The following is a 24,250-nucleotide window of genomic DNA, read 5'->3' on the forward strand; positions in this document are numbered from 1 at the left end:
CCCCCCTCACGTTCGTCGCTTGAGGCCTGCCCCCTCCACCAAGCCGCTGCGCGTCTTGGTCCCCCTCCCCGCAAGTGGGGAGGATTTGCATCAGTCAGCCCGCCTCCCGCCCCGCTCCATCCATGCTGCCTTGACGTCGGACTCTGCTAGCGCGAGAATCCATCGTGAACGCACAGCGTACATTTCGGGGGATTCGACCATGGCCAGCCGCGCGCAGACGCCGCTCTGGCGGGAAACGGTGAAGGCGGGCGCGGCCCGATCGGGTGCGATGATCGTCGCTGTGGCGGTCGCGGCAGTGTCGTTGCTGCTCATCCTTTCGCTTGCCAGCTATCATTCGGGCGACCCGTCGCTCAGCACCGCGGCGGGCGGCCCGGCGCAGAATTTGGTCGGCTATCCCGGCGCGGTGATCGCCGATCTGGCCTATACCGTCCTGGGCTGGCCAGCCTGGGGCATGCTGGCGGTCGGGCCGGTGATCGCGTGGCAGCTGTGGCGCGGCGAGGGTGCCGGCGGCTGGGTCAGGATGGCGCTGACCGCTGCGTTCGGCCTCCTGTTGGTCGCCACCGCGCAGGGATTCGTGTCGAGCGGGGCGAGCCTGGACTGGCCGGCCGGCAAGAGCGGGCTGGTCGGGATGCTGATCGCCGACGGCCTCAAATGGCTGATCGCGCTGATCGGCAATCCGGTCGCCGTCTTATGGACCGACCGCGTCGTTGGTGCGCTCGCCGGCCTGTCGGGCGCGGTGATCTGGTTCATGAGCCTGGAAGTCGGGCTCCCGCGCGTGCCGGCAATGCCGCGGATCGGCCGATCGGCCGAGGTGCAGCGCCTGACCGACCAGCGTCCGGGCGATCGCGTGATCGACATGGAGCCGGAGCCGTCGATCCGCCAGCCGCGCGCGGTGGCGCTCCCCGACAATCGCCCTGCGCCGGTCATCGCCGAGCGTAACGCGGTGCCGGCGCCGGCCAAGCCGGCCAAACCCAAACAGGGCAGTTTCGACCTGCGCGACAATTATCCGCTGCCGTCGCTCGATCTGCTCAAGGCGCCGCCGCCCTCGACCGGCGGGCCGATCGACAAGGCCGCGCTCGAGCGCAACGCGCGGTTGCTCGAAACCGTGCTCGACGATTTCCACGTCAAGGGCCAGATCACCGCCGTCCATCCTGGCCCGGTCGTCACGATCTACGAGCTCGAACCCGCCGCCGGGACCAAGGCGAGCCGCGTGGTCCAACTGGCTGACGACATTGCGCGCAACATGTCGGCGGTGTCCGCGCGCATCGCGCCGATCCCCGGCCGTACTGTGATCGGCATCGAACTGCCCAATGCGCGGCGCGAGACGGTCAACCTGCATGAGCTGATGGCCTCGGACGCGTTCGAGGATCAGTCGGCGTCGCTGCCGATCGTGCTCGGCAAGAACACCGCGGGCGACCCGGTGATCGTCGACCTGGCGCCGATGCCGCACCTGCTCGTCGCCGGCACCACCGGTTCGGGCAAGTCGGTCGGTCTGAACTGCATGATCCTGTCGCTGCTCTACAAGCTCGATCCCAAGCAGTGCCGGATGATCATGATCGATCCGAAGATGCTCGAACTGAGCATGTACGACGACATCCCGCACCTGCTCTCGCCAGTGGTCACCGATCCCTCCAAGGCGGTCCGCGCGCTCAAATGGGCGGTCGAGCAGATGGAGGACCGCTATCGCATGATGGCCTCGGTCAACGTGCGCGGCCTGGCCAGCTTCAACGACAAGGTGCGCGCCGCCAAGATCAAGGGCCAGCCGCTCGGCCGCAAGGTCCAGATCGGCTATGAGGACGGCAAGCCGGTCTATGAGGAAGAGCAGCTCGAATTCGAGCCGCTGCCGCAGATCGTCGTTATCGTCGACGAGCTCGCCGACCTGATGATGACCGCCGGCAAGGAAGTCGAATTCCTGATCCAGCGGCTGGCGCAGAAGGCGCGCGCCGCCGGCATCCACCTGATCATGGCGACCCAGCGCCCATCGGTCGACGTCATCACCGGCGTGATCAAGGCGAACCTGCCGACACGCATCTCGTTCAATGTCACCAGCAAGATCGATTCGCGCACCATCCTGGGCGAACAGGGCGCCGAGCAGCTGCTCGGCAAGGGTGACATGCTCTACATGGCGTACGGCAAGCAGATCAGCCGCGTCCACGGCCCGTTCGTCAGCGACGATGAGGTGCGGGCGGTCGCCGATCACTGGCGCGCGCAAGGCCAGCCCGATTACATCCAGTCGGTCACCGAGGAGAGCGAGGACGGCTTCGCGCTCGACGGCGCGCCGCTGGGCGAGGATTCGGCCGAGGACCAGCAATATCGCGGCGCGATTCAGTTGGTGGTCGAAAGCCAGAAGGCGTCGACCTCGTGGCTGCAGCGCCAGATGCGGATCGGTTACAATTCGGCGGCGCGGCTGATCGAGCGGATGGAGAAAGACGGCATCGTCGGCCGCCCCGACCATGTCGGCAGGCGCGAAGTGCTGCGCGATCGCGAGGGTAATCCGCTCTGATATGAAGTCAGCTTCGCTGACCGGCACCGGCCCGCTCCCCCACCCGGCCTCCCATATGATACTTCCGTTGGGAGGCCGGGTGGGGGAGCGGGCCGGTGCCGCCTTCCGGTTCGGCGAAGCTGAACCGGACCAAGACTTACGCGTTCAGAACGGGTTCAAGCCCATGGCGCCACTTTGGCCGCCTGTTTCAGGAGAATATTCGTGACGTCTCGCGCCCTAGCGCTGTTGTTCGTGCCCGCTTTTGTCGCCACCTCGGCCGTCGCCGCGCCGGCGGCGACCTCGCCCGACCTCGTCAAGGTCCAGCAGCATCTGCGTGCCGTCCAGTCTATGACCGCGGCGTTCAGCCAATATGACCGCAACGGCAAGACGCTGACCGGCACGCTGTCGTTGAAACAACCCGGCAAGCTCCGCTTCCAATATCAGAAGAACGTACCGATTCTGATCGTTGCCGACGGCAAGTCCTTATGGTTCCTGGACTATCAGGTCGGGCAGAAGCAACGCTGGCCGATCGGCGGCTCGCCGCTGGGTGTATTGCTCGACCCCAGCAAGGACATCAGCCGCTTCGCCAAGGTGATGCCGACCGCCGACCCGTCGGTCATTTCGGTCGACGCCAGCGATCCCAAACATCCCGAATATGGCCGCATCACCCTGGTATTCGAACGCAACGCGGCAGGGCCGGCCGGCCTGATCCTGCGCGGCTGGGTAGCGCTCGACGCGCAGAACAATCGCACGACGATCCGACTGTCCGACCCCAAGTTCAATGTGCCGATTTCCGACGGAACGTTCCGCTTCAACGACCCGGTGCGTGGCGGATTCAAAAAATAACGAACCGTTCATCTGGGCGACAGCTTCGCCCGCCTAATACACGTTTCGCGGATGTGGGGCGGTTCGGGATTTTCCCCCTGTTGCCCGAAGCAAGCCACTTCCCGCCTGCGTGACGAACGCTAGGTCGGCCCCTGTTCCATGCCCCCGGAACAGGGGCCTTTCTCTTTTTGATCGGCTCTCGCCGATGGACGGTGCCAGCCCGCTCCCCCACCCGACCTCCCATAGAATACTGACGTTGGGAGGTCGGGTGGCGGAGCAGGCTGGCACCGCGACGGATCGATAGCTACATCGCGAGCGCATGACCTCCCTCAAGATCGTCTCCTGGAACATCAACTCGGTCCGTTTCCGCATCGAGATCGTCGAGAAATTCCTGCGCGAGGTCGCGCCCGACATATTGTGCCTGCAGGAAACCAAGGTGATCGACGCCGACTTCCCCGAAGGCGCGTTCCGCGCGCTCGGCTACGACACGATCTTCCTCCACGGCCAGCGCATGCATCACGGCGTCGCGATCATCAGCCGCGTGCCGTTGGTCGAGGACGACCGATTCGACTGGCAGGCGAATCGCGAAGCGCGGCATGTCGGCGTGCGGTTGCCGAACGGCGTGCGGCTGGAGAATGTCTATGTACCTGCCGGCGGCGATATCCCCGACCGTGAGGTCAATCCCAAGTTCGGGCAGAAACTCGATTTCGTCGAGCGCATGACCGCCTGGTCGGCGACGCTCGATTGCCCGACCATCCTGACCGGCGACTTCAACATCGCGCCGCTCGAATCGGACGTGTGGAGCCACAAACAGCTGATCAAGGTCGTCAGCCACACCCCTGTCGAGATCGATGCGCTCAACCGGCTCAAGGACTCGAACAGCTGGGTCGATCTCGGGCGCCATTTCTATCCCGCGCCGGCGCGCCTCCACACCTGGTGGAGCTATCGCTCGCCCGATTGGACGGTCAATGATCGCGGCCGGCGACTCGACCATATGTGGGCGACCGCCGACGTCGCGGCCAAGGCGCGGTCGCATCAGGTGTTCGAGGATTGCCGCAATTGGCTCAAGCCCTCCGACCATGTCCCGATCATGACCGAGTTCGACCTGTGAGGGCCCTGTCTGTGAAAACTGCGCTATGAGCGCGCGCGACGTCGCCCGCGCGATCGACGCGCTGCGCCGCGGCTGGCCGATCGCCATCCGGGGCGCCGGCGCGCCAATCGGGCTGCTTGCGATCGAGACTGCCGATGCCGGGCGGATGAAGGCGTTCGACCCTGAGGGCGATTCGCCGATCCTGCTGTCGGCCGGGCGCGCCGCCACGCTCAAGCTCGCCAATCAACTCGAAGCCGCCATCCCCGATTCGCCGGTGCTGGTCGAACGCACCTTCTGGATCGATTTCGACTGCGCGGTCGCGCTTGCCGATCCGCAGCTCGACATGGCGACCCCGATGAAGGGGCCGTTCCGCGCGATCCATGTCGATGATCGTGACGTCATGGCGGCCGCGCTGTCGCTCGCGCGCACCGTCGGCGTGCTGCCCGCTTTCTTCGTCGGCCAGGCGCCGGACGAAGTCATCACCATCGCCGATATCGAGGCGTTCGAGGATCCGATCAGCCTGGCGATCGCGGCGCGGGCCAAGCTCCCGGTCGCCGGGTCGGAAAATTCGGAGATCGTCGCCTTCCGGTCGCCCGATTCGCCCGGCGAGCATGTCGCGCTGATCATCGGCCAGCCCGACGGCCGCCCCCCTTTGGTGCGGCTCCACAGCGAATGCCTGACAGGCGACGTTCTCGGCAGCCTCAAATGCGATTGCGGGCCGCAGCTCCACGCCGCGATCCATGCGATGGAGGATACCGGCTGGGGTATATTGCTCTATCTGCGGCAGGAGGGGCGAGGGATCGGGCTGGTCAACAAGTTACGCGCCTATGCGCTGCAGGATCAGGGGTTCGACACGGTCGACGCCAATACGCGGCTGGGTTTCGCGGTCGATGCCCGCGACTTCCGCGTCGCGGCGCGCATGCTCGATCTCCTCGGCCAGACCAAGATCCGGCTTTTGACCAACAATCCCGAAAAAGTCCGCGTGCTGGAGGCGGCCGGGATAACGGTCGCCGAGCGCGTGCCGATCGCTCTGCCGCCCAATCCGTTCAATGCCAAGTATCTCGCGACCAAGCGCGACCGGACGGGGCACCAGCTTTGAACGTCACCGAACGCGCCGCATAACCGTCGGAGGTTAGGCGACCAGCGCCGCCACCTCATCAAAACTCGACGCCACCGCCGCGACCCCGATCGTGCGGAGCCGGTCCGCATGGTCCGGCGCGCAATGATTGCCGGCGCACAATCCGATGACATGTCCGCCCGAGGCGACCGCGCCGGTCGCGCCGACCGGCGAATCCTCGATGATAGCGCTGTCGCGGATCGCCACGCCGAGCTTGTCGGCGGCGTAAATGTAGAGATCGGGCGCCGGCTTGCCGCGCTCGACATGCTCGCGGCCCGAATAGAGATGATCGCCGAACACGTCGGACAGGCCGATATGGTCGAGATGGCGGCGGATCCAGCGCGTCGAACTCGACGACACCACCGCCTTGGGCAAATCGGTCGGCAGCGCGCGGACGAAGGCGACCGCGCCGGCGACCTCCTCGATACCTTCCGCCATCACCCGTGCATCCTCGGCCTCGCGCGCAGCGAAGAAATCATCGGGCAGCGCACGGCCGATCCATGCCTCGACGCGGTCGAGAAAGTCCTTGCCCGCATAGCCCATGAAATTGGCCATCGATTCTTCGGGCGTGGTCGGGTGGCCGATCGAGGTCAGAAAATCGGCGATATGCTTGTTGCCGATATACTCGCTCTCGATCAGCACGCCATCGAAGTCGAACAGCAAGGCCGCGAACCTGACCGGGACCACGCCGCCGCTCAAGCGCGTGCTCCGAACAGCGCCGATCCGACGCGAACATGGGTGGCGCCAAGCGTTACCGCGGTCGGATAATCGCCCGACATGCCCATGCTGAGCCCCGCCAGGCCATTGTCGCGCGCCAGCTTGGCCAACAATGCGAAATAGGGTGCCGGTTCGACCTCGAGCGGCGGCACCGCCATCAGCCCGACGATCGGCAGCCCGGCGGCGCGCGCTTCGGCGAGCAGGCCGGGCAGATCGGCGATCGCGCATCCGCCTTTTTGCGGCTCGTCGCCGATATTGACCTGGACGAAGCAATCGGGGCGGCGGCCGCTTTCCATTGCCTTGGCCAGGGCGGTGATCAGCGAGGCGCGATCGACCGAATGGATTTCGTCGAACAACGCCACCGCGTCGGCTGCCTTGTTCGATTGCAGCTGGCCGACCAAGGCGAGCCGCAGGTCCGGGTGGCGCTCGCGTAGCGCCGGCCATTTGCCCTGCGCTTCCTGCACGCGATTCTCTCCGAACACGCGTTGCCCGGCGGCCATCAGCGGTTCGATCGCCTCGGCCGGGTGCGTCTTGGAAATGGCGATCAGCTCGATCGTGTCGCTGCGCCCGGCGAGCTTCGCCGCCCGGGCTATCGCATCGCGGACGCCGGCGAGCCGCGCGGCGGGGTCGTCGGTCGTCATGCCGCGCGCTATAGGCAGGGTCGTGCCGCATCGCCAGTCCCCGATCCCAGTTTTGTGGCTGATGACCGACGAGCGGCTCGGCGATGGGCTGTGGGCGGCGTTGCGTCGGTTGCCGAGCGGCAGCGGGGTGGTGTTTCGGCATTACGCCACGGCGGCGCGAGAGCGGCGGAAGCTGTTCCGCCGCGTGGCGCGGATCGCGCGGGCACGGGGACTGGTGGTAGTGCGGGCCGGCGCGCGGGCTGGATATGGCGAAGATGGCGTGCATGGAGCGGCGCGCGCTTGCAACGGGCTGCGGACGGCGCCGGCGCATGATCGGCGCGAGGCGGTCGCGGCGGTGCGGCGGGGGGCGGATGTGTTGTTCGTGTCGCCGGTGTTCGCGACTCGGTCGCATCCCGGGGCTGAGGCGCTGGGCGCGCGCAAGGCGCGGCGGATTGCTCGGGGTTTGCCGGTCACCGTGATTGCGCTTGGCGGGATGGATGCGCGCCGGTTTCGCGAGATGACCGGGTTCGATGGGTGGGCGGCGATCGATGCTTGGGGTGCGGGCGGTAGCGGCGCGAAGTGAATTCGCGCCGTCGGTCCTCGCTTGCTCGAGGCCGGCCGGAGTTCTTGCTTTTTCGCTATTTAGCTGCCGCTAAATCGCGGCAAGAACTCAGAACCTAAACGCCGTCCCGACATACACCGCCTGGCTGTCGCGCTGCGCGTCGGGCAGCGGGGCGAGGCGATCGCGATCCTGCGACTTGTAGCGGACACCCGCGGTCACATCGAGATTGCGGCTGAGCGAGTACGACCCGCCGACATCGATCGAATCCTTGGGCAGATAGCCTGCCAGGCGCGCATCGCCGATCGTGGTGCGCTCGCTGGTCGCCTTCAGCCTGGTGCTGCGGCGGACCGAGAAGCTGGTGCCGATATCGATCGGCTTGCGGCCGACCGGGCTGGCGGCCAGATCGATCTTGAGATCGCTCGGCGTCACGACATGCTTGACCGGCGCGTTGCGACCAAGATCATAGGCGATCGGCGCCAGGCCGACCGATTCGGTGTCGACCGAGGGCGCGCCGCGCAGCGTCACGACACCGGTCTTGACCGCCGGCGGCGGCGTCACGGGGCGTTGGGTGCCGCGCGATTCGGCCGGAGTGAAACGGAACGGAGTCGCATCGAGCCCGTTGCGCGCAATCAGCGCGGCAAGCTTGGGATCGGCCGACGCCGGGGTGAAGAAGGACGCGACAGGACGCGAAATCAGCCGCTTGGCGGTATCGGGCGCGCCGATCGCGGGCACGGCAAACGCGGCGGTGACGCCCAGCGCCCCCGTGACGATTCCGAAAATTGCCCGCTTCCCAACCACGATTGGTTCCCTGCGACTCCAATAGTCATACGAGCCCTAACACGGTTCGATCCCGACTCGCCACATCTGATCGCGTTTTTCCGCCAAGTGTTGCATCGCGTCCACAGACTCGTTCTCGCCTCTCGGCGCTTGCGGCTGGCGGCCCTGTGTCTATAGATGCGCGATATCTCCCCCTTTGGTATCAGGGAACGACCGATGACCCTTCTGCGCCGTGCCGCGTATCTGGCCCTTCCGCTCTCGCTGATGGCGTGTGCGCACCACCGGGGGGGAGTCGCCAAGGCCGACATCGCCGCATCGAAGGTGACGACGATCGGCGTCAATGCCTATCTGTGGCGCGCGACCCTCGACACGCTGAGCTTCATGCCGCTGCTCCAGACCGATTCCAACGGCGGCGTCATCGTCACCGACTGGTACGTCAATCCGCGCTCGCCCGGTGAGCGGATGAAGGTCACGGTGTCGATCCTCGATCAGGATCTGCGTGCCGACGCGGTCCGCGTCGCGGCGCTGCGCGAAGTCAGCACCAATGGCCAGTGGGTCGCGGCGCCGGTCCAGGCGGCGACGGTGCAGAAGCTTGAGGACATCATCCTCACCCGCGCCCGCGACCTTCGTCGCCAGGCGATCGCTCCAGGTAAATAACTAGGAACCCGGCGGGCGGGTACTGCCCGCCCAGCAGGATAGACCCTAATGTCGCGCTTCAACCCGCTGAAAGCGGATGCCCATTGGCAAAAGATCTGGGACGATGCCCAGACCTTTGCCGCGCGAGACGATTCGCCCAAGCCCAAAAGCTATGTGCTCGAGATGTTTCCGTATCCTTCGGGGCGGATCCATATGGGCCATGTCCGCAACTACACGATGGGCGACGTCCTCGCGCGCTATCAGCGGATGAACGGCATGGAAGTGCTCCACCCGATGGGGTGGGACGCGTTCGGCATGCCGGCCGAGAATGCGGCGATGGAAAAGCACGTCCATCCCGGCGGCTGGACCCGCCAGAATATCGCGACGATGAAGGCGCAGCTGAAGCGATTGGGCTTCGCGCTCGACTGGTCGCGCGAAATCGCGACGTGCGAGCCGGATTATTACGGCCAGGAACAGGCGCTGTTCCTCGACATGTATGCCGCCGGATTGGTCTATCGCCGCGAATCGGCGGTCAATTGGGACCCGGTCGACATGACCGTGCTGGCCAACGAGCAAGTGATCGACGGCCGCGGCTGGCGTTCGGGTGCGCTGGTCGAGAAGCGCAAGCTCAACCAATGGTTCCTCAAGATCACGCAGTTCGCCGACGAGCTGCTGGAGGGCCTGAAGGGCCTCGATCACTGGCCCGACAAGGTCCGCGTGATGCAGGAGAATTGGATCGGCAAGAGCCAGGGGCTGCAGTTCGCCTGGTCGCTGTCCGATGGCGGTTCGGTCGAGGTGTTCTCGACGCGTCCCGACACGATCTTCGGCGCGAGCTTCATCGCGGTCGCCGCCGACCATCCGATCGCACAGGCCGCCGCCGCGCGCGATGCGGAAGCGGCGGCGTTCATTGAGCTATGCAAGCAGGGCGGCACCACCGCCGCCGAGCTCGAGACGCAGGAGAAACTGGGTTACGACACCGGCATTACCGCGACGCATCCCTTTGATCCGGCGTGGCAAATTCCGGTCTATATCGCCAATTTCGTGCTGATGGACTATGGCACCGGCGCGGTATTCGGCGTGCCCGCGCACGACCAGCGCGACTTCGAGTTCGCCACCAAATATCTCCTGCCGATCCGCCGTGTCGTGTCGGACGGCGACAAGACCGATCCCGATTTCACCGATACCGAAGCCTATTCGGGCCCAGGCACGATCGTGAACTCGCATTTCCTCGAGGGCATGGACGTCGAGGACGCCAAGCGCGAAGTGATCGTCCGCGCCGAGGCGGGCGGATGGGGAACCGGCACCACCGTCTATCGCCTGCGCGACTGGGGCGTCAGCCGCCAACGTTACTGGGGCACGCCGATCCCGATCATCCATTGCGACCAATGCGGCGCGGTGCCGGTGCCGCGCGACCAATTGCCGGTCGTCCTGCCCGAGGATGTCAGTTTCGACATTCCGGGCAACCCGCTCGACCGCCATCCGACCTGGAAGCATGTCGATTGCCCGTCCTGTGGCGGCAAGGCCGTGCGCGAGACCGACACGCTCGACACCTTCGCCGATTCGTCCTGGTATTTCATACGCTTCGCCAGCCAGCCCAAGGACAAGCCGTTCGACCGCGCGATGGCCGAGCAATGGCTGCCGGTGGGCCAATATATCGGCGGCGTCGAGCATGCGATCCTGCACTTGCTCTACGCACGCTTCTGGACGCGCGCGCTCAAGCATATCGGCATGCTGGACATCGCCGAGCCGTTCGCCGGGCTGTTCACCCAAGGGATGGTGACGCACGAGACCTACAAGTCGGTCGAGGGCAGGTGGCTGTCGCCGGACGATGTGCGCGACGGCAAGGAGATCGCCACGGGGCAGCCGATCACGGTCGGCCGCACCGAGAAGATGTCCAAGTCGAAGAAGAACACGATCGATCCGGAGCCGATCGTCGACCAATATGGCGCCGACGCGACGCGCTGGTTCATGCTGTCCGATTCACCACCCGAGCGCGACCTCGCCTGGTCCGAAGCGGGGATCGAGGGCTCGTGGCGCTTCGTCCAGCGGCTATGGCGGCTGGTCGACGGGATCGAGCAAGGTGAGGGCAACGACATCGCGCTCGACCGCAAGCTGGCGCAGACGATTGCGGGCGTGGCCGTCGATATCGAGGCGCTGCAGTTCAACAAGGCGGTCGCCAAGCTCTACGAATTGGTCAACGCGATCGAGAAGGCCAAGCCGTCCGCGTCGCGCAGCAGCGCGATCCGCACGCTGGTCCGCCTGGTCGCGCCGATGACCCCGCACCTCGCCGAGGAAGCATGGGCGGCGATGGGCGAATCGGGACTGGTCGCCAATGCCGATTGGCCGTCTTATGATCCGGCCTTGCTGGTCGAGGATGAGGTCACGATCGCGGTACAGGTCAACGGCAAACTGCGCGACACGCTCGTAATGCCCAAGGGTGCAGACAGAGCTGTGGTCGAGGCCGCCGCGCGCGCCAATCCCAACGTCCTCCGCGTCCTGGACGGCGCCGAACCGAAGAAGGTGATTGTCGTGCCCGATCGTCTGGTCAATCTGGTCGCATGAAGCGACTCGCGCTCCTCCTCGCGCTGGCGACCGCCGGCTGTGGCCTCCATCCGCTTTACGAAGGCGGCGCTTCGGGCTCGGTCGCGTCCAGCCTGTCGCGAGTCGAGGTCGCGCCGATCCCCGGCAAGAACGGTTATCTGATGTCGAACGCGCTGCGCGACCGACTTCCCCAGAGCAGTGGCGAGCCGCCATTGTACCGGCTCGAGGTCAAGCTCGACGATTCGATCACCGGTCTGGGCGTGAAGCGCGACGACACGATCACGCGCGAGCGGCGGTCGTTGCGCGCGCGCTATCAGTTGGTCGCCGCGTCGAGCGGTGAAGTGCTGCTCGACGCGACCGCAGGGTCCGATGCCGGTATCGACGTGGTCAATTCGGAATATGCCACGATCGCAGCCGAGAACACCGCGCTCGAAAACCTGTCGCAGATCGTCGCCGATCAGATCGTCACGCGGATCGCCGTCTATCAGCGCCGCGCCGCCGCTGCGGAAAAGTGAAAGTTTCTGAAAATCAGTTAGTTAACTCGCTGGATTCGGCGGCTTCGGCGGTCCGGCTCTATCTGCTCCATGGTCCCGACGAAGCAGGCGCGATGGACTATGCCGCTCGACTGGGGCGTGCACTCGGCGCCGATGCCGAAAAGGTCGCGATGGAGGGACCGACGCTGCGTGGCGATCCTGGCAAGCTGGTCGACGAGGCGCGGTCGCTCGCCTTGTTCGGTGGGCGGCGCTGGATCCTGGTCGCCAATGCCGGCGACGAATCGCTCGAGGCCGCGCAATTGCTGCTCGCCGAGCCCCAGGTCGAGCATCCGGTGGTGATGATCGGACCGGGGCTGCGCACCACGTCGAAGCTGGTCCAGTTCGCGATCGCCCAGCCGGCGGCGATGAGCTTCGCCTGCTACATCCCCGATGGCGCCAATGCCGACCGCATGGTGGTCGGCATCGCGCGCGAATATGGTCTCCGCCCGACGCCGACCGCGATCCGGCGATTGATGGCGGCATCGGGCGGCGATCGCAGCGTGATCGCGCGCGAAGTCGAAAAGCTCGCGCTCTATCTCGACGCGGCGGGCGACCGGCCGCGCGAGCTCGACGACGATGCGCTCGACGCGCTCGGGGCCGATCTCGGCGAATCGCAAATGTCCGACGTAGTCGATGCCGCGCTCGAGGGGCGCGTCCACGACATCGCGCGCGAACTTGCCCGATTCGCCGATTCGGGCGGCGCGGCGATCCCGTTGCTGCGCCAGATCGTCCGCAAGCTGATGGCGTTGGCGGCGATGCGCGCCGAAGTCGATGCGGGCAAGCAGCCGTCGGTCGTGGTCAAGGCACGCCGAGTCCATTTCCGCGAAGAGCCGGGGATGATCCGCCAGGTGCAGAAATGGAAATCGTCCGACATCGCCGCCGCGATCGACCGACTGCGGCGTGCCGAACGCCAGCTGATGGCGCCAGGCGGGGCAGGGGAATTGCTCTCCGACGTCGCCATCACCGAAACGACGCGCGCTGCGGCGCGGATGCGGTAGGCAGTTTAGCTCGCACAAAGACGCAAAGGCACGAAGAAGTTCGCGCAGAGGCGCAGAGATTTTAGGAGAGCCTCGCTGTGCGAGGCTCTTAAATCACCGCATTTGTCTCTCAACGGCAACCCAGCGCGAAACACCTCCGCGCCCTCCGCGCCTCTGCGCGAACCTAATCTACTCTGCTTTGCGCCTTTGCGTCTTTGTGCGCGAAAATATTAAAGCGGCTCGCCGGTTAGCCGCTGGCAGACCATGTCGAGTTGGTCGAGTGTCGAATAGGAGACGGTGACCGTCCCGCCCTTCGCGCCATAGGTGATCTTCACGCCCAGCCCGATGACGTCGGTCAACTGGCGTTCGAGTGCGGCGATATCGGCGTTGCGCCCATGACTGCCACTACCGCCGCCGCCATGGCCGCCGGACGTGCCGTCGTCCTTGGCCGCCTTGGCGAGTCGCTCGGTCTCACGCACGGAAAGACCGCGAGCGACGACTTCGGCGGCCAGACGTTCGACATCGGGCACGCCGATCAGCGCGCGGGCATGCCCCATGTCGATCTTGCCGTCGGTCAGCAGCGACAGAACAAACTCTGGAAGATCAAGCAATCTCAATAGGTTAGCGATATGGCTGCGCGATTTGTGAACCAGCTTTGCCAACGCTTCCTGAGTATGGCCGAATTCGTTGATCAGGCGCTTGTACGCATCGGCCTCTTCGACCGCGTTGAGGTCGCGGCGCTGGATATTTTCGAGCAGCGCGATTTCGAACGTGTCGGCATCGTCGAGCTCGCGGACGATCACCGGGACTTCGTGCAATCTCGCGCGCTGCGCCGCGCGCCAGCGACGTTCGCCGGCAACGATCTGGTAATTGCGGCCGTGCGGACGGACCAGGATCGGCTGGAGCACGCCCCGCGTCGCGATCGACTGCGCCAATTCTTCCAGCGCGACGTCATCGAACACGCGGCGGGGCTGGCCGGGTTGAGGAGTCAGTGCACCTACCGGCAACATGCGAATGCCCGCCGGGGTTTCGCCGCCGCCCGACGTCGGCACCGCCTCGGGGGCGATGTCGCCGAGCAAGGCGTTGAGCCCGCGGCCAAGGCTGGGGCGGGGCTTGCGAGGAGCTTCGGTGGTCATGCGGCAATCGCAGGGGCAGCAGGGGGGAGGCGCCCGATCAGCTCGCGCGCCAACGCCATATAGGCTTCAGACCCCGAGCAGCGATAATCGTAGATCAGCGCCGGCACGCCATGGCTCGGCGCTTCGGACAGCCGCACATTGCGCGGGATTACCGTGTCGAACACCACCTTGCCGAGCACCGCGCGAACATCCGCCGACACCTGGTCGGTCAGGCGGTTGCGGCGATCGTACATGGTGAGGGCGACGCCAAGAATTGCCAGCCCCGGATTGAATCGCGTGCGGATGCGTTCGACCGTCGACAGCAACTGGCTCAGCCCCTCGAGCGCGAAGAACTCGCATTGCAGCGGCACCAACAGCGAATCGGCCGCGACCATCGCGTTGATCGTCAGCAGGCCAAGCGAGGGCGGGCAGTCGATCAGCACGACGTCCCAGCGGTCGCTCGCCGCGTCGAGCGCGTGGTCGAGACGGTGCGTGCGTTCCTCGTAATCGACCAGCTCGATTTCGGCCCCGGACAAATCGACCGTCGCCGGGACAATATCGAGCCCTGGCACGACGGTGCCGATCACCGCGTCAACCACCGAACATTCGCCGATCAGCACGTCGTAGCTCGACTTCTTGCGGTCGGCGCGATGGATGCCGAGCCCGGTCGAGGCATTACCTTGCGGGTCGAGGTCAATGATCAACACGCGCTTGTCGGTCGCCGCGAGCGCGGTGCCCAAATTGATCGCGGTCGTGGTCTTGCCCACGCCGCCCTTCTGGTTGGCCACGGCAATGACGGTCATCGCGCCCGTGCTCCGCGCGCGATCACGATGCTTGAGTCAGGATCGGTGATGCTCTGTTCCACGTGGAACATTCCATGCCATCTTTGCTTGGCGCGCGCCACCTCTTCGCGCGCCGATCGCCCCTTTGGTAGCAGCCAAAGTGTCTCATTGCTGGCGCATTGCGCCGCCGACGCGATCACTTGTGTCACCTGCGCGACCGCCCGCGCGGAGATGACGGCCACGCGCTGGTTGAAATTCTCGACCTTACCGGTGACCACCTCGACCTGGGGAAGGGCGAGCGTCGCCGCGGTTTCGCGCAGGAAGTCGGCGCGCAACCGACGCGGCTCGACCAGGATGAAGCGGCGCTCGGGCTGCGCTGCCGCCAACGCCAAGCCGGGAAAGCCCGCGCCCGTCCCGATATCGAGCCAATCCCCCTGGTCGGGTGCCAGCGGCGCGAGCTGCAGCGAATCGACGATATGCCGCGACCAGATCGTCGCCAGCGTCGAACGCGCGATCAGATTCTGCTGGTCACTTTCGACCGTGACGAGCGCGGCCAGATGATCGAGGCGGCCAATCGCCTCGGCGCCAAAGCGCGCTGTCGCCCAATCGCGTGCCTCTTCCTCGGTCATGCCGCTGCCCGTGTCGCGTGAAGCAGGACCGCGGTCAGCGCCGCTGGCGTGATTCCCCGGATGCGCCCCGCCGCGGCCAGCGTTGCCGGGCGCGCGGCGGTCAGCCGCTCGACCATCTCATTGGACAGTCCGGGGATGGCCGTGAAATCGAGATCGGGCCGCAGAGCGATGCGCTCGCTGGCGCGCAGTTCGGACACTTCCGCCTCCTGCCGCTCGACATAGGGCGCATAGCGCGCATCCTCGATCGCTTCGTCGACCACCGGCGTAGGGTCGGCCGCGAGGGTGGGGGAGACGTGCGCCAGCTCGACGCCAGGAAAGCGCAGCCATTCGCCCGCCGATCGCCGCGCGCCGTCTTGCGCGACCTGCGCGCCGCGCGCCGCCAGCGCACTCGCCGTTATCGGCTCGGCGAGGTGCGCGTCGATCGCCGAGCGTTCGACCTGGCGCGCACGGACATGGCGCAGCCGCTCCTCGCCAAGCAGGCCGGCCGCTTCGGCAGCCGCGCTCAAGCGAGTCTCTGCATTGTCTGCGCGTAGCCGCAAGCGGAACTCGGCGCGCGCGGTGAGCATGCGATAGGGCTCGGTCACGCCCTGCAGGACAAGGTCGTCGATCATCACGCCGAGATAGGATTGCGCACGGTCGGGGACGAAGTCCGCCAGCCCCAGTGCCGCCGCCGCGGCATTGGCGCCCGCGACCAGGCCTTGCGCCGCCGCTTCCTCATAGCCCGTGGTGCCGTTGATCTGCCCCGCGCAGAACAGGCCGGGCAGGGCGCCGACCGCCAACCGATGATCGAGCGCGCGCGGGTCGATATGATCATATTCGACCGCATAGCCGAACGCAGTGATCCGGGTCCGCTCGAGCCCCGGGATCGAAGCGATCAGCGCCTGCTGCACGTCGGCCGGCAACGACGTCGAGATGCCGTTAGGATAGACGGTGGGATCGTCCAGGCCTTCGGGCTCCAGGAAAACCTGATGTCCGTCGCGATCTCCGAAGCGGTGAACCTTGTCCTCGATCGACGGGCAGTAGCGCGGCCCCACGCCCTCGATATCGCCCGAAAAGAGCGGCGAGCGGTCGAGCCCGGCACGGATGGTCGCGTGCGTTTCCTCGGTCGTCCGGGTGATCGCGCACCACAATTGGGGGAGGGGGCGGCCGCGCGACAGCGCCGACATCATCCAGCTATCCGCCTCCGACGGTTGAACTTCGGTGCGCGCCCAGTCGATCGTCCGCCCGTCCAGGCGCGGTGGAGTGCCCGTCTTGAGCCGCGTCATCGGCAGACCGAGATCGCGCAATTGCTCAGCCATCACCGTGGCAGCGCGCTCGCCCAGCCTTCCGCCCGCGTCGCGCTCGTCGCCGCGGAACATCTTCGCACCCAGGAACGTACCGGTCGCGAGGACGACTGCCGGTGCCGCCATATGCGTGCCGTCCGCCACCTCGATACCGGCGACCCGTCCACCATCAATCACCAATGCCGTCGCTTCGTTCGCGACCACTTGCACATTGTCGTAGCGCGAGAGCAGGTTCCGCACGGCGGCGCCAAAGCGGCGTCGGTCGGCTTGAATGCGCGGCCCCCGCACGGCAGCGCCCTTCGAGCGATTGAGCATACGGTAATGGATCGCACCGGCATCGGCGGCGCGCGCGATGATCCCATCACAGGCGTCGACCTCGCGGACCAGATGGCCTTTGCCGAGTCCGCCGATACTGGGGTTGCAGGACATCGTTCCGATATTGCCCGCATCGAACGTCACCAGCGCGACCGACGCGCCACGGCGCGCAGCCGCCGCTGCGGCCTCGACACCGGCATGGCCGCCGCCGATCACGATGACATCGAAGCTGTTCATGGCGGCGCGATTAGCAGGGATGTTCCACGTGGAACACTCACTTTCCGATGCAGAACCTCGAGAACAAGGCATCGAGCATCGCCTCGATGCCAACATCGCCGGTAATCCGCGCCAGGGCTACATTGGCGCGGCGCAATGCGTCAGCGACAACGAGCTCGTCAGTCGCATCCATGTCACCAAGCGCCTCGAGCGCTTCGCGGCAATGCGCCCGCTGCCGCCGGTTGAGCGCCATATCGGTGGCGCCAGGAATCAGCGTCGAGGACTTGGCGACCAATAGCTCCCACAATTGCTCGATCCCGGCTCCTGTTTCGGCCGATACTGCGAGCGCGGCCCCCTCGGGCACAGCGTCCCGACCGGCGATATCGGCGCGCGCATGAATCCACAGCATCCGATCCTCCGGCGGAGGATTGTCTCCCAACCAGAGCACCAGATCGGCGCCGGCGATCGCTTGCCCAGCGCGATCGATACCTATCGCCTCGATCGCGTCGCCGGCCGAGTCGCGCAGCCCCGCCGTATCGGTCAGCACGAAGGGCATGCCCGCGCGCGATATGGGGACCTCGATCCGGTCGCGCGTAGTGCCTGCGATCGGCGAGACGATCGCTGCATCGCGACGCGCAAGGGCGTTGAGCAAGGTAGACTTGCCACTATTGGGCGGACCGGCCAGCACGACACGGATGCCGTCGCGCAGGCGATCCACCGCAGGAGCAGCGAGCGCCACTTCGATCTCGGACGCTATCGTACAGGCATCGCTCCGAATGCCGTCGAGCAGCACTGGGTCGACATCGGCCTCGTCCGAAAAATCGAGCGATGCTTCGAGCCGCGCCGCCAGTCCGAGCAACGCGGCACGCCATTGGGCGATCCGTCGGGACAGCGTGCCGTCAGCCATGGCCAGCGCCGCACGCCGCTGCAACTCGGTCTCCGCGGATAGCAGGTCGCCAAGCCCCTCCGCCTCGGCAAGATCTATGCGGCCATTGGTCAGCGCGCGCCGAGTGAACTCGCCCGGCTCGGCGCGCCGCAAACCTGGCTGCCGGGCCAGCGCCGCCTCGACCGCGGCAACCACCGCTCGGCCGCCATGGACGTGCAGTTCGACCAGATCCTCGCCCGTGGCGGTGTTGGGGGCGGGGAAGACCAGTACCAGCGCGCTATCAAGATGATCCCCATTCGCCGGGTCGAGCAACGTCCGCAACCTTGCTTCACGTGGAAAAGGCAGGTCGCCGGCCAGCGCGCGCGCCGCGTCGAACGCCTGAAGTCCGCTGATGCGAATGACGGCGATCGCCGCCGGCGGCAGGCCGGACGAGGGGGCAAAGATCGTGCTCATGGCAGTGTCACAGTAGCAAGCGGCAATTACTCGCTCTTGCCGCCCTCGAACATCTTGCGCCAGAATTGCATCCCAGCGTCGCCCATCGGCATCCAGCTCTTCATCATGGTCTCGAGCAGTTCGGGCTTGACCATATTGCCGTCCATCGCCCCCATCAGCGCCTCGACATATTTATCGTGAATCGGCGTCAGATCGGGCAGGCCGATCGCGCGGCGTGCCTCTTCGGGGGTGCAATCCACCTCGACATTGATCTTCATCGCCGAAACTCCGCTTGAGCGCGCCGGTCGCGCTGCTACCTAGTTGAACGACCTGTATGCGCGCGACGGACCATCAACCGCAACCGCCCCATTCGGAGAGAGCCATGACCGCGACGATCAAGATCGAGACGCTCGAAAAGGACGCCAGCTTAGACGCCTATGTCGCCGAGCCGGCCGGTGGCAAGGCGACCGCCGCGATCATCGTCATCCAGGAGATATTCGGCGTGAACGCCGGCATCCGCCGCAAATGCGATCAGCTGGCCGAGGCCGGCTATCTGGCGATCGCGCCAGATCTGTTCTGGCGGCTTGAGCCGGGCATCGTGCTCGACCCCGATATCCCCGACCAGTTCAAGGCCGCGCTCGACTATATGGGCAAGTTCAACCAGGATCAGGGCATTCGCGACATAGAGGCGACGATCCATGCCGCGCGAAATCGTGTCGGGGGCGGGAAGGTCGGAGCGGTCGGTTACTGCCTGGGGGGCCGGCTGGCCTATATGACCGCCGCGCGCACCGATGTGGACGCTACGGTCGGCTATTACGCAGTCGGGATCGACGGTCTGCTGCGCGAGAAGCATGCCATCGCGCGCCCGCTGATGCTCCACATCGCCGGCGCCGATGGCTTCGTCAGCCCCGAGGTGCAAAAGGCGATGCATGAGGGGTTGGACGATCATCCCAAAGTCACTCTGCACGACTATCCCGGCGTCGACCACGGCTTCGCCACCGAATTCGGCAACCGCCGGAGGGACGAGGCGGCCAATCAGGCTGACGCGCGGACGATGACATTCTTTGCCAATAATTTGAAGTAATTATCGTTATATTTTAAGTAGCTGTGGTAACTTAAGTTCGACCCCCAGCGCCGGCAGCACGCCTAGGCGCTGGTCGGTCAGGCCGTCATAGATCATCGAACAGGCGACCCATAGGATCACCACCAGCCCGACATAGGCAATCCAGCGATGGCGATCGATGATCCGCGCGATGAAGTTGGCGGCCAGCCCCATCAGCGCGACAGAGAAGATCAGCCCGAAGATCAGGATGGCGGGGTGATCGCGCGCCGCGCCGGCGACACCCAGCACATTGTCCAAACTCATGCTGACATCGGCGAGTGCAACCGCGACGACCGCGCCGCCGAAGGTCTTGGCCTTTTTGCCGTCCTTGCCGTCCTGCGAGGCGCTATGCCGCAATTCGCGCCATAATTTCCACGCGACCCACAGGAGCAACAATCCGCCCGCAGCAAGAACGCCAATGAAATGAATCATATAGGTCGCTATCAACGCGAACCCGATACGCAGCACCAGCGCCGCGACCGTCCCGGCGATGATGACCTTGCGCTGCTGTTCCTTGGGCAGGCCGGCGGCGAGCGAGCCTACCACCACCGCATTGTCGCCCGCCAAGGCGAGGTCGATCACCACCACTTCGCCCAGGACGGCGAGCGATTGGGCGGAAAAGAGAGCGGCGATGTCCATGCGCGGACTCTACAAGCCCGCCAGGGCATGGGTTGTTCCCTGAGGGTTCGAACTCAGATCCAGCCGAACAGTCGCCCCAACCCGATAGCCGGATCGACGATGCCTTCATGGATCATGGAACCCGCGACATAGAGGATCACTACCAGTCCCAGATAGGCGATCCAGTGATAGCGCTCGATCAGCCGCGCGATATAATTGGCAGCGATCGCCATCAGCGTGACCGACAGTGCCAGCCCGAAGAGCAGCACCGTCGGATGGTCGCGCGCCGCACCGGCTACCGCGAGCACATTATCGAGGCTCATCGACAGATCGGCGAGCGCGACCTGGAACGCCGCCTTGGCGAAGCTCTTTGGCGCGCGGGCGGGGGTGGCTGCGTTCGCCGCGACAGCCTTGTCATGGTGCCGTGCGTGCTGAAGCTCGCGGAACAACTTCCACGCCACCCATAGCAACAGCACGCCGCCGGCGAACAGCAGCCCGACCACATGGAGCAATTGCGTCGCGACGAAGGCGAAGATGACCAGGCAGAGCAACGCGACGCCGACGCCGATCGACAGGACCCGCTTGCGATCCTTCTCAGGCAGGCCGGCCGCGAGAGTCCCGAGCACGACGACATTGTCGCCCGCCAGCATCAGGTCGATCATGATGACCTGGCCGAGCGCGGCGAGCCCCGCGGCAGTGAAGACGTCGGAAATGTCGATGATCGGCATGGGGATGGGGTAGCAGCGAGAGGCAGGGGCGCAAATGAAAACGGCGCGGGGTTGGCCGCGCCGTTTTCTCGGGTTCGGGTTGCGGCGCGAAGTGAATTCGCGCCGTCGGTCGGACCTACGGTCAGCCGGCCGACCAGGAGCGAGTCCGGGGATTAGCGAGCGCTAATCCCGGTCGCTCACTGGTTCATACTGTCGAAGAAGTCCTCGTTGGTCTTCGAATCCTTCATCTTGTCGAGCAGGAACTCCATCGCGTCGGTGGTGCCCATCTGCATCAGGATACGACGCAGCACCCACATCTTGGAGAGCTTGCTCTTCTCGACCAACAGCTCTTCCTTGCGCGTACCGGACTTGCCGACGTCCATCGCCGGGAAGATGCGCTTGTCGGCAACCTTGCGATCGAGGACGATTTCCGAGTTACCGGTGCCCTTGAATTCTTCGAAGATGACTTCGTCCATACGGCTGCCGGTATCGATCAGCGCGGTGGCGATGATCGACAGCGAGCCGCCTTCCTCGATGTTGCGCGCGGCGCCGAAGAAGCGCTTCGGACGCTGCAGCGCGTTGGCGTCGACACCGCCGGTCAGCACCTTGCCCGATGACGGCACGACGGTGTTGTAGGCGCGGCCGAGACGGGTGATCGAGTCGAGCAGGATAACGACGTCTTTCTTGTGCTCGACCAGGCGCTTGGCCTTTTCGATCACCATTTCGGCGACCTGGACGTGGCGCTGCGCGGGTTCGTCGAAGGTCGAGGAGACGACCTCGCCCTTCACGCTGCGCTGCATGTCGGTGACTTCTTCCGGACGCTCGTCGATGAGCAGCACGATCAGGAAGACTTCGGGGTGGTTGTCGGTGATCGCCTTGGCGATGTTCTGCAGCATCACCGTCTTGCCCACGCGCGGCGGGGCGACGATCAACGTACGCTGGCCCTTGCCTTGCGGGCTGACGATGTCGATCACCCGTGCCGACTTGTCCTTGATCGTCGGATCGAGCTGATCGAGCGTCAGCTTCTGTTCGGGATAGAGCGGGGTGAGGTTGTCGAAATTGACGCGATGGCGGACCGCGTCGGGATCGTCGAAATTGACGCTGGTGAGCCGCGTCAGCGCGAAATAGCGCTCGCCATCCTTGGGCGCGCGGATCTCGCCTTCGACCGTGTCGCCGGTACGCAGGCCGAATTTGCGGACCTGGTTGGGCGAGATGTAGATGTCGTCGGGGCCGGCGAGGTAATTCGCCTCGGGGCTGCGCAGGAAACCGAAACCATCGGGCAGCACTTCGATCGTGCCCAGGCCCATGATCTGGTCGCCATTCTCGGCCTGTTCCTTGAGGATCGCGAACAGCAGATCCTGCTTGCGCAGGGTCGACGCGCTCTCGACCCCCAGCTCCTCGGCCATCGCGACCAGCCCGGCGGGGGGTTTCTTCTTGAGGTCTTTAAGATGCATTTCGGGTGTAATCCGGGTGTCTTGGGGGAGATTTTTCGAGCTTCTGTCGGCGAGGACCGCGACGATGCTGGAGGAAGGAGGAGAGCGAGCGTCCCGAAGGGCACCGCTCTTCTCCACGATCTATGGAGCGGATTCCCTCAAGTCAAGGCGATCAGAACGGTTTCACCACTACCAGGATCACGATCAGCGCTACAAACAGGGCAGGAAGTTCGTTGATCAGGCGGAGCTGCTTCGAGGTCAATGTCGCCTTGCCGCCGGCGAGCTTCTTGGCATAGCCGGTCATCCAGCCGTGATAGCCGCTCATCACGATCACCAGCAGCAGCTTGGCGTGGAGCCAGCCCTCGTTCCAATGCTGACCGACGGTCGCGATGGTCAGCCCGAACACCCACACCAGGATCATCGACGGAGTCATGATTATCTTGCGCAGCTTCGTCTCGCGAACGACCCATTTCGCCGCCTCGGGCGTGCCGAGCGAGTCCTGGTGATGGACCAGATAGCGCGGCAGCATGAACAGCCCGGCCATCCAGAAGATCACGAAAATGACGTGCGCCGCCTTGAGCCACAGATAGATCGAGGCGAGGAATTCCATCATCGGTTCCTTACGAAGTCCAGAAGCTGCTCGACATGCGCGATCGGCGTGTCGGGCAGGATGCCATGGCCCAGGTTGAAGATATGCGGGCGGTCGGCGAATGCCGCAAGGATGCCGCGTGCGGCCGATGTCATGGCGTCACCGCCGGTGATCAGCGCGAGCGGATCGAGATTGCCCTGCACCGGCAACCCCTGCGGCAACACGTAATTCGCCCAGACCGGATCGACCGTCTCGTCCAGTCCGATCGCGTCGGCCCGGGTCTCGCGCGCATAAGCAGCGAGCTTCGCGCCCGCGCCCTTGGGAAAGCCGATCACCGGCGTATCCGGATGACGCTCGGCCAGCGCCGCGACGATGCGCGCGGTCGGGGCGATCACCCAGCGCTCGAATTCGCTCGGCGCCAGGCTGCCCGCCCAGCTGTCGAACAATTGCACCGCCTCGGCACCCGCTTCGATCTGCTTCGACAGATAGTCGATCGTCAGCGTCTCGATCGCGCTGACGATCGCCTGGAATGCCTGGGGATCGCGATAGGCCAGCCGCCGCGTCTCGCCCTGGTCGCGGCTGCCTTGTCCGGCGACCATATAGGTGGCGACCGTCCATGGGCTGCCGGCGAACCCCAGCATCGTCGTTTCGGCGGATAACTGCGCGACCACGCGGCGCACCGTCTCGTATACCGGCTCCAGCCGCTCCGGCACCGCCTGAAGCGCGCTGAGCGCGGTATCGACCAGCCCGGGTGCCAGGCGCGGTCCTTCGCCTTGTTCGAACCACAGACGCTGTCCCAGCGCCCAGGGCACCATCAAGATGTCGGAGAACAGGATCGCCCCGTCCATCCCGAAGCGCCGCACCGGCTGCAGCGTGATCTCGCACGCCGCCTCGCTATCGGTGGCGAGATCGAGGAATCCGCCCTTCTTTTCGCGAAGGTCGCGATATTCGGGCAGATACCGACCCGCCTGGCGCATCAGCCAGATGGGAGGCACGTCCTGGCGCTCGCCGCGCAACGTCGCGAGTAGGGGTTTTTCCGGAATCTGAGCCGTCCCAAGAATCATATAGGAAGATAGATAAGAAGGTTGTTGTAGTTGTTGGCCGGTGAATGCCGGGGCTTATGCGTTCATCCCGCAAATGCCAACAGCTTGACCGCAGCGGAGTCACGCAAGCGCGCCGATTCCCGTTGGCTCATCCCCGTAATCCACAGCTTGTGCGGGGAAATGTTGCCTGTCGATGACGTTGTGGATGAGTGACCCATTTTTC

General features: G+C 65.4%; 24 protein-coding genes. 10 read left to right on the plus strand and 14 right to left on the minus strand.

What is annotated here, in order from left to right; all coding sequences use genetic code 11:
- Positions 1-199 precede the first annotated feature (199 nt).
- The 4 genes from SPR01S_RS10910 (at position 200) to ribA (ending at position 5,496) form a co-directional block, all read left to right on the plus strand.
- Positions 200-2,503, plus strand: coding sequence for an FtsK/SpoIIIE family DNA translocase (locus tag SPR01S_RS10910; protein WP_066589361.1), 2,304 nt, complete (start codon positions 200-202; stop codon positions 2,501-2,503).
- Between the two features lie 201 nt (positions 2,504-2,704).
- A complete protein-coding gene (locus SPR01S_RS10915) occupies positions 2,705-3,328 on the plus strand; it encodes a LolA family protein (protein ID WP_066589364.1) in 624 nt (207 codons plus the stop codon).
- Between the two features lie 298 nt (positions 3,329-3,626).
- Entirely contained in the window at positions 3,627-4,418 is a 792-nt protein-coding gene (locus SPR01S_RS10920) for an exodeoxyribonuclease III (RefSeq protein ID WP_066589367.1), read from the plus strand.
- Between the two features lie 25 nt (positions 4,419-4,443).
- A complete protein-coding gene (gene ribA / locus SPR01S_RS10925; protein ID WP_066589369.1) occupies positions 4,444-5,496 on the plus strand; it encodes a GTP cyclohydrolase II in 1,053 nt (350 codons plus the stop codon).
- Positions 5,497-5,529: 33 nt separating this feature from the next.
- Here ribA and SPR01S_RS10930 read toward each other — a convergent pair whose 3' ends face one another.
- Together SPR01S_RS10930 and SPR01S_RS10935 are read right to left on the minus strand one after the other, a co-directional pair.
- Complete coding sequence (locus SPR01S_RS10930) at positions 5,530-6,213, minus strand: HAD family hydrolase (protein WP_245661949.1); 684 nt, start codon at positions 6,211-6,213, stop codon at positions 5,530-5,532.
- Positions 6,210-6,872 (minus strand): YggS family pyridoxal phosphate-dependent enzyme, encoded by a 663-nt coding sequence (locus tag SPR01S_RS10935; RefSeq protein ID WP_066589371.1) that lies wholly within the window; start codon positions 6,870-6,872, stop codon positions 6,210-6,212. Before SPR01S_RS10935 ends, SPR01S_RS10930 begins: the two co-directional genes overlap by 4 nt.
- 22 nt (positions 6,873-6,894) lie before the next feature.
- Here SPR01S_RS10935 and SPR01S_RS10940 point away from each other — a divergent pair, with 22 nt between their 5' ends.
- Complete coding sequence (locus tag SPR01S_RS10940) at positions 6,895-7,434, plus strand: thiamine phosphate synthase (protein WP_245661950.1); 540 nt, start codon at positions 6,895-6,897, stop codon at positions 7,432-7,434.
- A gap of 87 nt (positions 7,435-7,521) precedes the next feature.
- On the opposite strand, the gene SPR01S_RS10945 is transcribed toward SPR01S_RS10940, so the two are convergent.
- Entirely contained in the window at positions 7,522-8,211 is a 690-nt protein-coding gene (locus SPR01S_RS10945; RefSeq protein WP_066589374.1) for a hypothetical protein, read from the minus strand.
- A gap of 195 nt (positions 8,212-8,406) precedes the next feature.
- Here SPR01S_RS10945 and SPR01S_RS10950 point away from each other — a divergent pair, with 195 nt between their 5' ends.
- The 4 genes from SPR01S_RS10950 to holA are packed head-to-tail and all read left to right on the plus strand — an operon-like array spanning position 8,407 to position 12,898.
- Complete coding sequence (locus SPR01S_RS10950) at positions 8,407-8,847, plus strand: DUF3576 domain-containing protein (RefSeq protein WP_084251109.1); 441 nt, start codon at positions 8,407-8,409, stop codon at positions 8,845-8,847.
- A 48-nt stretch (positions 8,848-8,895) separates the two neighbouring features.
- Positions 8,896-11,388, plus strand: a complete 2,493-nt coding sequence (gene leuS / locus SPR01S_RS10955; protein WP_066589376.1) for a leucine--tRNA ligase — start codon at positions 8,896-8,898, stop codon at positions 11,386-11,388.
- Positions 11,385-11,882 (plus strand): LPS assembly lipoprotein LptE, encoded by a 498-nt coding sequence (gene lptE, locus SPR01S_RS10960; protein ID WP_066589379.1) that lies wholly within the window; start codon positions 11,385-11,387, stop codon positions 11,880-11,882. The genes leuS and lptE overlap by 4 nt, the downstream gene beginning before the upstream one ends.
- Positions 11,879-12,898, plus strand: coding sequence for a DNA polymerase III subunit delta (gene holA, locus SPR01S_RS10965; protein ID WP_066589382.1), 1,020 nt, complete (start codon positions 11,879-11,881; stop codon positions 12,896-12,898). Before lptE ends, holA begins: the two co-directional genes overlap by 4 nt.
- 209 nt (positions 12,899-13,107) lie before the next feature.
- Here the strand turns inward: holA and SPR01S_RS10970 are convergent, their stop codons facing one another.
- The 6 genes from SPR01S_RS10970 to SPR01S_RS10995 are packed head-to-tail and all read right to left on the minus strand — an operon-like array spanning position 13,108 to position 18,813.
- Positions 13,108-14,013, minus strand: coding sequence for a ParB/RepB/Spo0J family partition protein (locus tag SPR01S_RS10970; protein ID WP_066589383.1), 906 nt, complete (start codon positions 14,011-14,013; stop codon positions 13,108-13,110).
- The gene (locus tag SPR01S_RS10975) at positions 14,010-14,795 is read right to left on the minus strand and encodes a ParA family protein (protein WP_066589385.1); all 786 of its coding nucleotides are present in this window, start codon (positions 14,793-14,795) and stop codon (positions 14,010-14,012) included. The genes SPR01S_RS10970 and SPR01S_RS10975 overlap by 4 nt, the downstream gene beginning before the upstream one ends.
- Positions 14,792-15,403 carry a 16S rRNA (guanine(527)-N(7))-methyltransferase RsmG gene (gene rsmG, locus SPR01S_RS10980; protein WP_066589388.1) on the minus strand — a complete coding sequence of 204 codons (612 nt, stop codon included), beginning with the start codon at positions 15,401-15,403 and terminating at the stop codon, positions 14,792-14,794. Before rsmG ends, SPR01S_RS10975 begins: the two co-directional genes overlap by 4 nt.
- On the minus strand, positions 15,400-17,238 hold the full coding sequence (gene mnmG, locus SPR01S_RS10985; RefSeq protein WP_066589392.1) for a tRNA uridine-5-carboxymethylaminomethyl(34) synthesis enzyme MnmG: 1,839 nt from the start codon (positions 17,236-17,238) through the stop codon (positions 15,400-15,402). Before mnmG ends, rsmG begins: the two co-directional genes overlap by 4 nt.
- Before the next feature lie 37 nt (positions 17,239-17,275).
- Positions 17,276-18,556 (minus strand): tRNA uridine-5-carboxymethylaminomethyl(34) synthesis GTPase MnmE, encoded by a 1,281-nt coding sequence (gene mnmE, locus SPR01S_RS10990; protein ID WP_066589394.1) that lies wholly within the window; start codon positions 18,554-18,556, stop codon positions 17,276-17,278.
- A gap of 26 nt (positions 18,557-18,582) precedes the next feature.
- On the minus strand, positions 18,583-18,813 hold the full coding sequence (locus SPR01S_RS10995) for a DUF6489 family protein (protein WP_066589397.1): 231 nt from the start codon (positions 18,811-18,813) through the stop codon (positions 18,583-18,585).
- A gap of 104 nt (positions 18,814-18,917) precedes the next feature.
- Between SPR01S_RS10995 and SPR01S_RS11000 the strand changes: the two genes are divergently transcribed.
- Positions 18,918-19,619, plus strand: a complete 702-nt coding sequence (locus tag SPR01S_RS11000) for a dienelactone hydrolase family protein (protein WP_066589399.1) — start codon at positions 18,918-18,920, stop codon at positions 19,617-19,619.
- 6 nt (positions 19,620-19,625) lie between these two features.
- Here SPR01S_RS11000 and SPR01S_RS11005 read toward each other — a convergent pair whose 3' ends face one another.
- The 5 genes from SPR01S_RS11005 to hemE form a co-directional block, all read right to left on the minus strand.
- Positions 19,626-20,276: a YjbE family putative metal transport protein gene (locus SPR01S_RS11005; RefSeq protein WP_066589402.1), complete on the minus strand. Its 651-nt coding sequence runs from the start codon at positions 20,274-20,276 to the stop codon at positions 19,626-19,628.
- Positions 20,277-20,329: 53 nt separating this feature from the next.
- On the minus strand, positions 20,330-20,983 hold the full coding sequence (locus tag SPR01S_RS11010) for a YjbE family putative metal transport protein (protein WP_066589407.1): 654 nt from the start codon (positions 20,981-20,983) through the stop codon (positions 20,330-20,332).
- A 176-nt stretch (positions 20,984-21,159) separates the two neighbouring features.
- Entirely contained in the window at positions 21,160-22,416 is a 1,257-nt protein-coding gene (gene rho, locus SPR01S_RS11015) for a transcription termination factor Rho (protein ID WP_066589409.1), read from the minus strand.
- 151 nt (positions 22,417-22,567) lie between these two features.
- Positions 22,568-23,008: a CopD family protein gene (locus SPR01S_RS11020; protein ID WP_066589412.1), complete on the minus strand. Its 441-nt coding sequence runs from the start codon at positions 23,006-23,008 to the stop codon at positions 22,568-22,570.
- A complete protein-coding gene (gene hemE, locus SPR01S_RS11025) occupies positions 23,005-24,048 on the minus strand; it encodes a uroporphyrinogen decarboxylase (protein ID WP_066589415.1) in 1,044 nt (347 codons plus the stop codon). Before hemE ends, SPR01S_RS11020 begins: the two co-directional genes overlap by 4 nt.
- Between the last annotated feature and the right edge of the window lie 202 nt (positions 24,049-24,250).

The organism is Sphingomonas pruni NBRC 15498 (assembly GCF_001598455.1).
GTDB classification, from domain to species: domain Bacteria; phylum Pseudomonadota; class Alphaproteobacteria; order Sphingomonadales; family Sphingomonadaceae; genus Sphingomonas; species Sphingomonas pruni.